The organism is Prosthecobacter sp., from assembly GCF_044236155.1.
Lineage (GTDB): Bacteria > Verrucomicrobiota > Verrucomicrobiia > Verrucomicrobiales > Verrucomicrobiaceae > Prosthecobacter.
The window spans coordinates 16,443-29,923 of record NZ_JBIIHA010000005.1; the positions used below are offsets into that span (position 1 = coordinate 16,443).

The following is a 13,481-nucleotide window of genomic DNA, read 5'->3' on the forward strand; positions in this document are numbered from 1 at the left end:
TCACAGGCTCTTCAAATACGCGACGACGTCGGCGATGCTTTGCTCGGTGAGGCCGAGCATGGAGGGCTCGAACATGAGGCTGCGGCCTTTGAGCTTTTTGAGGCTCTGAATGCGCTTCTTCGGCACGGTCTGCACGCCGCCGCCCATGCATTTGATGAGCACGGGGTCGCCGCTGGTCAAAACGATGCCGGTGATGCTCAATCCATCCGTGGTGGTGATTTCGCTGCCTTCAAAACCGTGCGAGATGCCCTTGCTCGGCTCGGCGATGGACTGGATGAGCACGTCGGCGGTCTGTTGTTTCGCGAAGGTGGTGAGGTCGGGGCCGAAGTCGATGCCGTTGCTGCCAAAGCGATGGCAGGTGTAGCAGGTGGCGATGGCCGTGGCACCGCGTTTGGCATCGCCTTGGAGCTTGGCGATGGCTTTGAGGTCGAGCGGCTTCGCGTTCGTGGGAAGCGGCGGCAGCGGGCTGGCGGTGAGCTGTACCTTGTCGGGATCGTAGATGCCGAGCGCCTTCAGGCTCTGCTCGATGCCGTAGGCCTTCCAATCGTTGTTTTTGCGGTTCATGAGCCACCACTTCGCGAGGTCTTGCAGCGGAAAATCCTTCTTCTGGGCGAGTTCGATCATCGCACCGGCTGCTTCGGCGCTTTTGGTGAAGGCGAGCGCGGTGAGCATGAGCTGGCGCTGGTCTTTGCTGAGCTTGTCATTGAGGGCACGGGCTTTGAATGCCTCCACAGCTTCCGGCGGATGCAGACGCCATGCGATCCACGCGAAGGCATCACTCCAGGCAGCGCTATCTTTGCCCGCGAGCGTTTCAAAGGTCTTCCAGCCTTCCGCATGGCCTGTGGTCAGGACTTTGAAGAGTTCGCTCTCCTTACCTTCGCTGCCGAGGCCGAGGGCTTCGAGATAGGCGCGATCCTTGCCGTCAAACAAATGAGCGAGTTGCACAAGAGCGGGCGCGCACTGACTTGCGGGCATGTCGCGCAGCGTCAGGGCCACTTCGCGACGCACGGCGGCATCGCTGTCGCCAGCCATTTTTATCGCCATCATCAGCACATCGTGATTCGCACGACGCAGCGCCCGATAGGCGACGAGGCGCTGCGTAGCATCCTTCGACTGCAACCACGGCTTCACCTTCGTGATGCCTTCTTCTCCCATCTGCGCGAGCAGCCACGCGGCACGCGCGGCGATGAATGAATCGCCATCTTCGAGCAAAGCAGCCACCGCAGGAACGGTTTTGGATCCAGCGGCTTTCAGACGGTTGAAGCCGCTCACGCGCACATTCACGGCGGGGCTCTTCAAGGCGGCGATCTGGCCTTCGACGGTGTTCAGATCGAGTTTGGGCACCACGCTCTTGAATCCCTTTGGCGCGATGCGGTAGATGGCTCCGGTGAAGCCATCGTCACGTGTGCCGTGACCACCGACGCGGGCATCAAACCAGTCGGCGACATACAAAGCGCCATCGGGGCCGACGCAGACATCGCTGGGGCGGAATTTCGTCTTCAACTCGTTGGTTTCCTTGCCGCCGAGGAAGTCGCTGCCGGCCCATTGCTTCTCCTTGTTCGAGGTCATGAAGTCCATGCGCTCGAGTTTGAAGCCTGCGCCGTCGGGTTGCGGCTGGTAGCCGAAGATCACATTTTTGCCTGCCTCGCACGCGAGCAGCAGGCCGCGCCATTTTTCACCGAGCGCTCCATTTTCATAAAAGGCCACGCCGGTGGGCGATCCGCCGCCATAGACATCGCCCGCGGGCATCGTGCCGGGGTCTTCCTGACGCCATTCGGCGGTCGGCGTGTCCTGACCGGGCCGTTTGTCCGCGCCCCAGGCACGCTGGCCGTCGGCGCTGGCGAATCCGGCATTGCCGCCTTCGAGCACATGCGTCACGCGGCAGGCGGGCGGGTCATCATTGTCGCTTTGAAACAGATCGCCGTAGCTGGTAAGCGCCTGCTCGTAGCTGTTGCGGTAGTTGTGCCCGATGATGTTCACGTTCGTGCCATCGGGATTCATGCGCACGCTGAAGCCGCCGATCCACACGTGGCCGTCATCGCTCTTCATGCCCGCGATGTTTTGCAGCTGATACGGGCTGCCCATGCGGAAGGTCTTGCCGCTGCGGTCGGTGAACTCGGCGCCGGTGTTGCCTTGATTGAAATACCACTGGCCGTCCGGTCCAGCGGTGACGCTGTGGAGGCTGTGATCGTGCTGGCGGCCTGCGAAGCCGGTGAGCAGCACCTCGCGCTTCTCCGGCTTCAAATCGCCATCGGCATCCGAATACACGAGCAGGTCCGGCGGTTGCGACACGACCACCTTGCCATCGATCACCGCGACACCGAGCGGCGACGCGAGCGCAGGCTCCTGCACGAAAACGCTGCTCTTGTCGGCCTTGCCATCGTGATCGGTGTCTTCGAGCACGACAATGCGGTCGCCCTCTTTGCGGCGACCACCTTTGCCGCGATAATTCACGCCTTCCGCGACATACAAGCGGCCCTGCGCATCGAAGTCGATGTTCGTCGGATTGAAAAGCATCGGCGAAGTGGCCCACAGTGTCACTTCGAGGCCCTCCGGCACGGTGAAAAGCTCCACCGGCACCTGCGGCGGGCCTTCGTTGAAGTTCGGCGGATTCGCCGCGGCCTTCGCCTCCGGCGTGGCAGGCAGCGCGGTGTAGATTTGGAATTTCACCTTCGCATCGCTCGCCTTGCCGCCGCGCATCATGCCGCCGTCGTCGATGGCCACCTTCGCGGTGAAGCGTGCCACGCCTGCCGGCAGATCATACGCGATGGCCGAGGGCGCATGCGTGCCGATGCCGTTCGTGTAGGTCTGCTTGTCCACGAGCATGGGCTTGCCGGTGTGATTCGTGCCGATGCGTGTGCGGCCAAAGCCCGCGTCGTCGCCTTTCCACTTCAGCGTGGTGAGTTCCTTCACCGATCCATCGGCCATGATGAGCCGCGGCTCGATCCAGTTCGACCAATCGCAGCTCTTCGAACCTTCGTCGGAAACGACGAGATACAGCTCCTTCGCGTCCTTCAGCGGCACATCGATGGAGACGAGCCGCGGCGTGCTCGTGGAGGTCAATGCAGGCGTTTCGAAGATTGGTTTCGCCGTGCCGGAGGGCTTCGCCACCTTCGGGCCGTGCGCCTCGGCCATCATCGCGTCGAGTTCGGCCTGCGTCGGTGTTTTGGACGCGATCCCGCCCGCTGGAATCTCCAAACCGCTCACCCAGGCCACGCCATTCAGCATCGTCGTGCGGAAGCTGTCGTTCGTCATGTTCGCGAAGAAATGAAACCCCGTGAAGCCAAAGCCGCGACCGCCTTTCGGCCGGTCAAACGCCCACGCGAGATGCTGCGGCTTGCCCGCCTTCACATCCGCGAATGCGTCCGGGTTTCCACCATGCGCACTCGGCTTGTCGCCCTCTTTGAACTTCACCGTGTTCAGCGGCGCGATGGCGCTGAGCACCGGCGTCACGCCCTTCATCTCCGGCACGAAGCGCATGTGGTAATACCATTCATCCTTCGCGGAGAAGGCCTTCACGCCATTCGCCACCGGATGCTTGCCCGGCTGCACGCTCGCGTCCCAGGTCGGGTTCACCGAGTAGAACGTCTCGAAGAAGCCGCCCATCCAGTCGAGGAAGTTTTTCCCCTGCGAGCCGATCCTGGCCTCCACGCCATAATGAATCGCCGCGAAGCCCGCGCCGCGATCACAGGCCGCCTTGATGTTCGCATCATCCGCCGCCTTGCCGCCGTGATTCAGCAGCACGATGATCGCATCCGCCTTCGTGAGGTCCTTCGGCCAATTGTTCTCCGGATACACCACCGCAAAAGCCTGCGGATAGGTCTCATTGATGCGCCGCGCCAGATAGGAAGCCCCAGCGAAGAACTCATGCTGCCCGCCACCGCCATGCGTGCCTTTTGCTGCGATGAAAACTAGGCGCTTCGTGCCTGCCGGTGCGTTGTTTTGGCCGGTGTAGTCGAAAATGTCACGCGGCTGGGCGAACGCGGCCGTGGTGAGAAAGGCGAGGGCGAGGAGGGATTTCATGCGGTCTGCGAGAGTCTTTGAGAGTGATGATAAGGTTACTTTTTGCGCTTCTTCTCGCCTTTGGTCTTCGCGGGCGGGGTCCAATCGGCAGGAGATGGAGTGGCGACTTTCAGGGCGGCGGTGTCGCCGCTTTGCTGCATTTCTTTTTCTAGGGCGGTGCTGAGTTCGGCGACTTTGGCGACGTGCTCGGGCTTGTCGGCGAGGTTGGTGACTTCAAAGGGGTCGGCTTGCAAATCGAAGAGCTGGGTGCGGTCCACCTGTGGATAGCGGATGAGCTTCCAGCGGCTGTCGGTGAAGGCGCGTTGCACGTTCCGGTAGGCGAACATCAACTGGCTGCGGGCGGGCTTGGATGCATCGCTGAGCGTGGCGCTGAAATCGATGCCTTCGCTGGTCTTGGGCCCGGTGACGCTGCAGAGCTTGCCGAGGGTGGGCAGCAGGTCGAAAAGGTAGCACATCGCCTCGCTGCGCTGGTTTTGCGCGATGCCGGGGCCTGCGATGATGAGAGGCACGCGCATGGAGTGCTCATAGACGTTTTGTTTGCCGATCAGGCCATGGCTGCCGCGGGCGACGCCGCTGTCAGCGGAGAAAACGATGATGGTGTTCTTCGCATGTGGCGAGGCCTCCAGCGCGGCGAGAACGCGGCCGATCTGGGCATCGAGAAAGGAGATGTAGCGGTAGTATTCGGCGAGAAAGGCACGCACGCCGTCTTCCGAACGCGGCCAAGGTAGGAGCTGCTCGTCGCGGATGGCCATCTCACCATTGTTGAAGGGATGCCGGGGCAGAAAGTTCGGCGGCAGCGGGATTTGATCAGCGGTGTAGCGAATGGGAAAGTCGTCTGGAACGATGTGCGGATCATGCGGGCCATCAAAAGGCACATAGGCAAAGAAGGGGCCGCCAGACTGCTCCTGGATGAAGCGGATCGCTTCATCGGCGAAGACTTCGCAGGCGTGCTTCGTGCTCGGCTTTGCCGGGCCGACTTTGCCGTCCACCAGGTCACGCAACTTGGCATCCATCGGATTCGTCATGCCGCCGGTGAACATGGAACGCGCGATCTGAAAGCTCCTTGCCAGGGAGGCATCGCCATTGTGCCACTTGCCACTGGCGAAGGTGCTGTAGCCTGCTTTGCCAAAGGCCTCCGGCCACGTTTCGCTGCGCATGAGCTTCTCGTCGATGTGAAACAGGTTCTGACCCGAGAGCAGCATTGCGCGTGAGGGCACGCAAGTAGCGCCGTTCATGCCGCCCTGCATGTAAGCCCTGCTGAATGACACGCCGCGTTGCACCAACCGGTCGAGATTTGGCGTCTGGATCACCGGATTTCCCAGGGCCGCGATGGTGTCCGCGCGCTGGTCATCGGCAAAAAAGAAAAGGACGTTCGGCTTGGAGCTGCCCGCAGCGTTTGAGAGGGATGCGACACAGACAAAAGTCAGGAGGAGATGCTTCATGCGTTGAAGGCATCTAAGTCGTCGATCGAAACCGGGTTGTTGCAGCCTCACCGGCTCATGGCGGCGATTTCCGATTCGCCGAGCACGCGGTCCCAGAGCGCGAACTCGTCCATCGTGCCGCTGAGGTGGCGGATGGCGACGCCGTTGCCGATGGAACGCCGGTCATTCCAGTTGCCGAGCTCGGCGATGCCGGGTTTGAGCGGGGCGTTGTCCTTGAGCGCGATTTTGGCGAGGAGCATGCCGTTGGCGTAGTGGCGGACTTCTTTGGCCTGCTGGTCGAAAACGACAGCGAGATGGGTCCAGCGGCCAAAGCGCTCCGGCGTGAAGAAAACCTCGGTGTCGCAGTCCTGGTGGTGCTTGCCGGGAACTCCAGCGATACCGAGGCGGATCTTGCCCTCGTGGGTGATCTGCCAGTGGATTTTGCGGTCGCCCCAGCCCTCGGACATGAAGAGCGAGTTGAAGGCGCGGTCGAGGCCGTTGATGCGCACCCACATGGCCATGGTGAGCGCTTTTACCTCGGTCGGAGCGCTGAGGCGCACGCGGTCGCTCACGTTGCGGAACTCCAAAGCACCTTTGCCAGGCCAGCGGCCGGTGGTCCAGGAAGCGCCGACGATGCTACCCTCTTCACCGTGCGGCGTATGATTGCGCAAGCTGCGCGTGGAATCGTCGTCTTGAAAATCGAAATGCAGCTTCAGGGCAGGATCGGCGTTCAGTTTTCCGCTCGCGGTGCGCCAGCGCTCGAATTGTGTGCGGTCGGAGAGCGCGGTACGTGTGTCGAGATCGTTGAGCGAGGCAAAGCTGGATGAATTTGCGGCGAGAAGCTGCGTTTGCGCCGCGAAGGCCATGGCCTGGCCTTCTTTGAGTGATTTCATTGATTCTGAGGCCGGATGCAGCTCGACCTCGCCTTTGAAGACATGGACCTCGGAACTCGCCTCGCTGACATCAAGGCCGAACTCGGTGCCGAGATCGACGATGGTGCCTTTCGGCGTGTTGATGCGGAAACCTTTGGCCTGCGGAGGCACGTTGGCGCTGAGCTTGCCACGCGTGCAGGTGGCCTCGCCGCTGGAGATGAGTTGCAGCTCGGCGGGGCCTTCGATCAAGACGCGGGCACCTTGATAAAACTCGATCTGCGCAATGCCGGACTTCAATTTGAGCAGTCCGGGTGAAAGCGGTGTGCCGGGGGCGATGGTGGCGGATTCCCATTCGAGATTCACACCACGTGTGAGCACGGCGACGGAGGCGGTGGTGTCCTCGGTGGCCGGTTTCGGCAGTGAAAGCACCACCCAGGTGCTGGCGAGAGCGAGGCAGGCCGCCATCGCCGCCACCGTGGTGACGGTGGCGAAGGTGAAACGGCGCTTCGGCATCAAAGCGGGCTGGATGACCTTTCCAGGCACGGCGAGCGGCTTCGTGGCGCGGAGCATCGCGTCCATCTCGAAGTGCTGGAGGAGTTTTTCGCCGAGTTGCGGCTCGTTTTGCAGCCGCGTGTGCAGTTCCTCCGCCTCGGCATCGGTGAGCGTGCCTTCGAGGTAGTGCTGGATGAGCGTGTCGGCTTCAAGCATGAGCGTGACCTCCCTGGTTCATGGATTGCTGGATGCACTCGCGCAGCTTTTCCCGCACGCGAGAAAGGGCGCGGCAGACGGTGTCGGCCTTCATCTGAATCTGCTCGGCGATCTGCGGCGTGCCGACCTCGTCATAATAATAGAGCTCCACGAGTTCGCGGCTCTTTTGCGGCAGCTTTTGCAGGCAGGTGCGCAGCACGCGGACCTCGTCCTCATAGCGCGGTGGCGACTCACGCTCCTCGGCGAGGAGGCGGATGTGATCCGCGAGCTTTTGCACCACATCCGGCTGCTGCCGCGTGCGCTCCCGCCACAGCCGCATGGCGATGTGACGCGTCATCGTGGCCAGAAGCGGCCGCGCATCGCTGCTGAGGTCCCATTTCGACTCCTTCGCCATGAATTCGAGGAAGACCTGCTGCGTGATGTCCTCCATCAACCCCGGCCAGGGGGCATATTTGAGCGCCACGCCCTTCACAAAGTCGTGATGGGCGAGGAAAACCTGCGCGGCGTGGGTTTCGGCGATGTTCATGCAGCAGATACTATCTCACGCCTGAGATTAAAACCGGACACAAAATCTTCGCGATCTTCAGGAGAACGATTTGCGCAGATGACTGGGCAGGATGTTAAGCGCCTCGCGATACTTCGCGACCGTGCGACGGGCAACCTTGATGCCCTGCTTGTCGAGCAGCTTGGCGAGCTTGTCGTCGCTGAGCGGCTTGTGCTTCGGCTCGGTCTTGATGAGGTCGGCGATGGCGTTTTTGACGCTGGTGTTGCTCAGATCGTCGCCGGAATCGGTCTTCACGCCGTGCGAGAAGAAGAACTTCATGTCAAACACGCCGTGCGGTGTGGCAATGTACTTGCCGGCGATGGCTCGGCTGACGGTGGTTTCGTGCACGCCGACCTCGTCGGCCACGGTGGCCATGTTCAGCGGGCGCAGGAAGCTTGTGCCCTTTTCGAGGAACTCACGCTGGTATTTCAGGATCTGCGTGGCGATGCGGTGGATGGTGTGCTGGCGCTGATGGATCGAGCGGATGAGGAACTTGCCGCTGCGGATCTTGTCGCGGACGTAATTGCGCACCTCGCCGTTGTTGCCGGGCTGGGCGAGGAGGTCCTTGTAGGTGTTGCTGATGCGCAGGTGGGGAAGGTCGTCGTTGGTCATCACGGCGATCCATTCGCCGCCTTGCCGTTCGACGACAACGTCAGGCGTGACGTAGTTGTTGTTGGAGACGGCGAAACGCTGTGCGGGGCGGGGGTCGAGCGTGCTGATGAAGTCGGCGGCACGTGAGATCTGCTCCAAAGGCACGCCGAGTTTGCGTGCGAGGATGGGGTAACGCTTGTTGGCGAGGTCGTCGATGTATTGATCGACGAGACGCCAGGCGAGGCTCTGTTTTTTGCCGAGGCGCTCGAGTTGCACGAGCAGGCATTCGCGCAAGTCCTCGGAACCAACGCCCACGGGGTCGAAGCTTTGGAGGAGCCTTTTGGCTTTTTGCAGGTCCTCGATGGGAATCGCGTGCTGTAGGCTGAGGTCGTCGATCCTGGTGTTGAGAAAGCCGCGGTCGTCGAGGTTGCCGATGAGAAACTCGACCTGAGTGGCGATCTTCGGCTTCACCTCGGCGGTATGGAGCTGGGAGAGCAGATGCTCCTGCAGCGTGGTGGGGGCCACGATGGAGTCCATGATGAACTGCCAGCGCTCCTGGTCGTCGCTGCGGCGGGCGGCGGTCTGCTGGCGGCTCTGCTGCCAGTATTCGCGCCATTCCTCGTCCATCTGGGTGAGCGCGTCGATGTCACCGTCATCCACGCTGCGATCATCGGGATCGTCGGGAATGGCATCATCGATCGAGGTTTCCGGAGCGTCGAGCTCCAGGACAGGGTTCACCTCGATCTCCTGCTGGATGATCTGCCGCAACTCCAGGGTGGGCGCCTGCAGAATCTGCAAGCTCTGCTGCATCTGCGGCCCGATGGCGAGCTTCTGAGTCTGTGTCTGCTGGAGTCCGTATTCGGCCATGAATGGGTTGGAAGGCAGCGAAGCGCTGTCTTGGCATCACTTCAAGCAAACTTCAGGCCAGAGGCTTGTTTATTTTAAAAAACCCAAATTGAGACGGCTCTGGCACAAAAATCGAAGCCCCGGCCGTGCCGGGGCCTCTGGTCAGGCGAAGATGAGAAAATCAAAGGCTGTCAGGGCACCTCGAAGACTTTCTGCGTCGTCGGGTCGAGGGCGAGCGAGCCGCTTTCGAGCCCGGTGACGTCGAGTTCCTTGTATGGCGGATAGGGGCTGATGACACGGCCCGCCTTGGCGGTTTTTCTGCCTTTGAGGAATGATCCGGAGCCGCTGGAGGCAGTCGTGGACGGCTGCTCACGCGGCGGCGCGGACTCGGAGCGCCGTGCGGTGGTCGTGGGCGGCGGCGTTTCCTTCACCGGCTCCTTGGGGGCAGCGTTCGTTGAAGGCTTGGCCTGTGTTTTTGAGGAAGAACCACCCGCTTTGGGAGGTGTGTAAGTGCGCGTGCTGGATTTTGCCTGCGATGACGAGGCTGGCGACGAGGCCCCTTTTTGGGGCACGTTCTGCTGCGCGGGAGGAGCCTGGTTTGAGGACTGCGGCGGATAATTGTAGCGCGGCTGCGCCTGTCCCTGCTGCGGTTGGTAGTAACCGGACGGCGGCTGCTGCGGATAGCCCGGAGCTGCCTGCTGGCGGGGCGGGGCATCGAGATTGTAACCGCCGTTCGCGCCATAGCCCGGAGGCGGATTGTCCCAGCCTGTGGGATCCTGCCCGTAGAAGATGCGCCGGACGACCTCGCTCATGCGTTTGCCGAACTTCGGGAGGAATTCGATGGGATTCTCATACTGCTTCTGCGGCTGCTGCGGGTAACCGTAAGATGGAGCGCCGTAGCCGGGCGGGGGTTGCTGGTAATTCGGCGCAGGCTGGGTGTATTGCGGCTGCTGGGGGTAGTAGCGCTGGTTTTGCGCGGAGGCGTCCGCCGTGGCGAGCAGTGCGAGGGACAAACTCAACCAAGGGGCGATGCGTGACCCCGTGGGAGTGGTTCGAGTGTTCATGGTTGTTAATAGTTCTTAACTTTCTCTGTAGTTCAAGGCGCAATTTGCGGAGGCAGGCGACCGAAGGGAGAGGAGGCACGCAGATAGACGAAGGCGGCTGAAGTTTGTTCAGCCGCCTTCGAGTTGATGGAAGATGGAAACGCCGAATGCCGGCGCCCTACTGGGCCAGCCGTGCGTCGATGTCCTTTTCCAGCCAGGCCCACATGCCGACGAGCGACTCGGTGACCTTGACCTTGGCGGTGTTGAGCTCTTCCGTGCTGAGTTTTTGGCCCTCGGCGGGCATGCGGCGGCCGAACATGTAGTATTTGATCTTCGGCTCGGTGCCGGAGGGGCGCACGGCGAAGCTGCGACCGTCGGCGAGATCGACGAAGAGCATTTTCTCCTTTGCCACGATCTCGCCTTCCTCGTCCTTGATCTCATCCTTGCGGAAGTCGCGCACCTTGACCACGGCGGAGCCGTCCACTTCCTTCGGCGGGTTGCTGCCGTAGCTGTCGGCCAGCTTCGCGATTTGTGCGGCACCGGTCGCGCCTTCAAAGACCTTGCTCTGGTTCACCTCAAGGAAGTAGCCGATCTCGCAGGACACCTCGTCGAGCAGTCCGGCCACGGTGAGACCACGGCTGGCGGCGTAGGCGGCGAGTTCGGCAAACATCACGACCGCGCCGTTGCCGTCCTTGTCGCGGCTGAAGTCGTCGCCCATGTAGCCGTAGCTCTCCTCACCGCCGAAGACGAGGAACTTGCTGTGCTTGAGACGCGCGGCGCGGCTGTCGGCGGCGTTGAGGTCGCGGTAACGGTTCAAAATGTCCGAAGGCAGAGCTGCCTCATACTTGGCGAGCTTCGAGCTGATCCACTTGAAGCCGGTGAGCGTGTTCACGCAGTTGATGCCGAATTTGGCCGCGATTGCGTCCTGCATCGGGCTGGTGACGAAGGTCTTGAGGAAGACCGCGTTTTTCTTGTTCGCGTCGTTGAGGATGCCGAGGTCAAACATCGTCTTGATGCGATACCAGCCCATGAGCGAGCCGGTTTGGTTGCCGGTGAGCAGCACCATGTCGCCCTTCGCGTCACGCACGCCCACGCCCATGCGGTCGCAGTCAGGATCGGTGCCGATGACGATGTCCGCGCCTTCCTTGTTTGCGAGATCGACCGCCATCTTCAGGGCGGGCGCGTTTTCCGGATTCGGCGACTTCACGGTGGGGAAGCGGCCGTCGCGCACGTCCTGCTCCGGCACGGTGAGGAAGTTGAAGCCGAGTTTTTTCAGCAACACGGGCACCAGCACCCCGCCGGTGCCGTGGAGGGCGGTGAAGACGATCTTGAGCTTCTTCGCCTCCTCCTTTTGCAACAGCTCAGGCTGCAGCATCATCGTCTCGACGCGGGAGAGGTATTTCTGGTCCATTTCGTTGCCGAGCGTGGTCAGCTTGCCGCGCTGGGCGTCCGGCAGCGGGGTGTATTCCTCGCCCTTGATCGCGTTCACCTCCTTGATGATGCCGCTGGCGTGCGGCTCCACGATGCCGGCGCCATCGTTGAAGTTCACCTTGTAGCCGTTGTCATGCGGGGGGTTGTGCGAGGCGGTGAGCATCACACCCGCGTCGGCGCGGAGCTGACGCACGGCGAAGGACATCTCCGGCGTGGCGCGGCAGCCGTCGAAGAGATAAACGTTCGCGCCATGGTCCATCGCGATCTTCGCGCAGAACTTCGCGAATTCCGGCGAGAAGTGCCGTGTGTCATGGGCGAAGACGATGCTCGGCTTGCCGGTGAGCTTGGCGTTGGCGCGCCAGTTCTTGATGTAGGTCACGAGTCCGCGCGTGGCGCGGCTCACGTTGTAAAAGTTCATCGCATTCGTGCCCACGCACGGATTTTCGGGTCGCTGATCCTCCGGCGCGCCGCCGCGCTCGGCCTTCGTCACCACTTTGCCGATTGTGCGGCCGCGCAGGCCGCCGGTGCCGAATTTCAGCGCCTGGAAGAAGCGGTCGTTCAGCTCCGCCCACTGGCCTGCGGCGGCGAGTTCCTCGATGCTGGCGCGGTAGAGCGGATTGTCGCTCGCTGCGAGCAGGGCGCGGATGTTGTCGTGGCTGGCGGCGAGGAGATCGCCGGAATTGGCGGCGGCTTGGAGTTGATCGGCAAGGGACATACTGGGAGGGCGGATGTTAGCCAGCAAAGGGCGGAAGCAACCGCCAAAGCACTCCCGCAGGGCAGGGGGCGGAGTTATAAATGCGTGCCGAGAATTGGACTCGCCAAATAACGCCGGCGTCCCTAAAGTCGGCGCGCTTCAGAAAACACAAACCACTCACCGCACACGACTATGGGCCTCATGGATTACCTCAAAGGACAGTTCCTGGAAATCATCCAGTGGACGGACGACTCGCGCGACACGCTCTCCTGGCGCTTTCCGGACGAGGACAAGGAAATCAAGCGCGGCGCGCAGCTCATTGTGCGCGAGTCACAGATCGCCCAGTTCGTTTATCTCGGCCAGTTCGGCGACACCTTCGGGCCCGGCAAGCACACGCTGAGCACGGACAACATCCCGGTCCTCTCCACGCTGAAGGGTTGGAAATACGGCTTTGAGTCCCCCTTCAAGGCGGACGTGTATTACGTCACCACGCGCCTCTTCACCGGCAACAAGTGGGGCACCAGCAACCCCATCATGATGCGCGACCAGGACTTCGGCATCGTGCGCGTGCGCGCCTTCGGCACCTTCGACTTCAAGATCGTCGAGCCGAAGCTCTTCTTGAAGGAAGTCGCCGGGTCGGATCATCATTTCCGTCTCGATGAGTTTGCCGACACGATGCGCAGCCGCATCGTCAGCGTCTTCACCGACGCGCTCGCCACGGCGAAGGTGCCCGTGCTCGATCTTGCCACGCGTTACTCCGAGCTGGGCGAGGCGCTGCTGCCGATCATCAATCCCATCACCACCGGCAAGTACGGCATCGAGATCGCCAGCTTCATCCTCGAAAACGCCAGCGTGCCGCCGGAGGTCGAGCAGGCCATCGACAAGCGCAGCAGCATGAGCGCCATCGGCAATCTGAACGACTATGTGAAGTTCCAGATGGCCGAAGGCATGGCCAAAGGCGGCGGCGGACCCGCCGGATCAGCCGCGGAGATCGCGATGGGCTTTGGCATGGCGCAGCAGATGATGGCGCAGGGTGCCTTCAACATGAGCCCTGCTGCTGGCGCGGCCACTCCGCCTCCGCTGCCAGGGGCTGCGGCTCCCGCCGCCGACATTCTGACTCCCGCGCAGGTCGCGCAGACCTTGGGCGTCACCGAGGCGGATGTCATCGCCACCATCGAAGCCGGAGACATCAAGGCCAAGAAGATCGGCACTCAATACCGCATCACCAAGGCCGCCTTGGACGAGTTTTTGGCGAAGTAATCGCCGGCATGATTAAACTGAGATGGCGGGAGGTTATTCCTTCCGCCA

8 protein-coding genes are annotated in these 13,481 nt (G+C 61.9%); 1 reads left to right on the forward strand and 7 read right to left on the reverse strand.

The features are described from left to right. The 7 genes from ACILSE_RS06095 to ACILSE_RS06125 all read right to left on the reverse strand — a co-directional run bounded on the left by ACILSE_RS06095 (position 1) and on the right by ACILSE_RS06125 (position 12,194). Entirely contained in the window at positions 1-4,023 is a 4,023-nt protein-coding gene (locus ACILSE_RS06095; protein ID WP_395716478.1) for a PVC-type heme-binding CxxCH protein, read from the reverse strand. Positions 4,024-4,058: 35 nt separating this feature from the next. Continuing rightward, complete coding sequence (locus tag ACILSE_RS06100) at positions 4,059-5,465, reverse strand: sulfatase-like hydrolase/transferase (protein WP_395716479.1); 1,407 nt, start codon at positions 5,463-5,465, stop codon at positions 4,059-4,061. Between the two features lie 47 nt (positions 5,466-5,512). Continuing rightward, the gene (locus tag ACILSE_RS06105) at positions 5,513-7,024 is read right to left on the reverse strand and encodes a LamG-like jellyroll fold domain-containing protein (protein WP_395716480.1); all 1,512 of its coding nucleotides are present in this window, start codon (positions 7,022-7,024) and stop codon (positions 5,513-5,515) included. After that, positions 7,017-7,550 carry an RNA polymerase sigma factor gene (locus ACILSE_RS06110; protein WP_395716481.1) on the reverse strand — a complete coding sequence of 178 codons (534 nt, stop codon included), beginning with the start codon at positions 7,548-7,550 and terminating at the stop codon, positions 7,017-7,019. The genes ACILSE_RS06105 and ACILSE_RS06110 overlap by 8 nt, the downstream gene beginning before the upstream one ends. Before the next feature lie 57 nt (positions 7,551-7,607). After that, positions 7,608-9,026, reverse strand: a complete 1,419-nt coding sequence (gene rpoN / locus ACILSE_RS06115) for an RNA polymerase factor sigma-54 (RefSeq protein ID WP_395716482.1) — start codon at positions 9,024-9,026, stop codon at positions 7,608-7,610. Between the two features lie 170 nt (positions 9,027-9,196). Next, positions 9,197-10,069: a hypothetical protein gene (locus tag ACILSE_RS06120; RefSeq protein WP_395716483.1), complete on the reverse strand. Its 873-nt coding sequence runs from the start codon at positions 10,067-10,069 to the stop codon at positions 9,197-9,199. Positions 10,070-10,226: 157 nt separating this feature from the next. Beyond that, a complete protein-coding gene (locus ACILSE_RS06125) occupies positions 10,227-12,194 on the reverse strand; it encodes a phospho-sugar mutase (RefSeq protein ID WP_395716484.1) in 1,968 nt (655 codons plus the stop codon). Positions 12,195-12,365: 171 nt separating this feature from the next. Here ACILSE_RS06125 and ACILSE_RS06130 point away from each other — a divergent pair, with 171 nt between their 5' ends. After that, complete coding sequence (locus ACILSE_RS06130; protein WP_395716485.1) at positions 12,366-13,433, forward strand: SPFH domain-containing protein; 1,068 nt, start codon at positions 12,366-12,368, stop codon at positions 13,431-13,433. The last annotated feature ends 48 nt before the right edge of the window (positions 13,434-13,481 follow it).

What these genes read in the sequence shown, in the direction of transcription:
- ACILSE_RS06095 (WP_395716478.1), bottom strand. Translation starts at nt 4,023, where the DNA reads ATGAAATCCCTCCTCGCCCTCGCCTTTCTCACCACGGCCGCGTTCGCC.
- ACILSE_RS06130 (WP_395716485.1), top strand. Translation starts at nt 12,366, where the DNA reads ATGGGCCTCATGGATTACCTCAAAGGACAGTTCCTGGAAATCATCCAG.
- ACILSE_RS06125 (WP_395716484.1), bottom strand. Translation starts at nt 12,194, where the DNA reads ATGTCCCTTGCCGATCAACTCCAAGCCGCCGCCAATTCCGGCGATCTC.
- ACILSE_RS06120 (WP_395716483.1), bottom strand. Translation starts at nt 10,069, where the DNA reads ATGAACACTCGAACCACTCCCACGGGGTCACGCATCGCCCCTTGGTTG.
- ACILSE_RS06110 (WP_395716481.1), bottom strand. Translation starts at nt 7,550, where the DNA reads ATGAACATCGCCGAAACCCACGCCGCGCAGGTTTTCCTCGCCCATCAC.
- ACILSE_RS06105 (WP_395716480.1), bottom strand. Translation starts at nt 7,024, where the DNA reads ATGCTTGAAGCCGACACGCTCATCCAGCACTACCTCGAAGGCACGCTC.
- ACILSE_RS06100 (WP_395716479.1), bottom strand. Translation starts at nt 5,465, where the DNA reads ATGAAGCATCTCCTCCTGACTTTTGTCTGTGTCGCATCCCTCTCAAAC.
- rpoN (WP_395716482.1), bottom strand. Translation starts at nt 9,026, where the DNA reads ATGGCCGAATACGGACTCCAGCAGACACAGACTCAGAAGCTCGCCATC.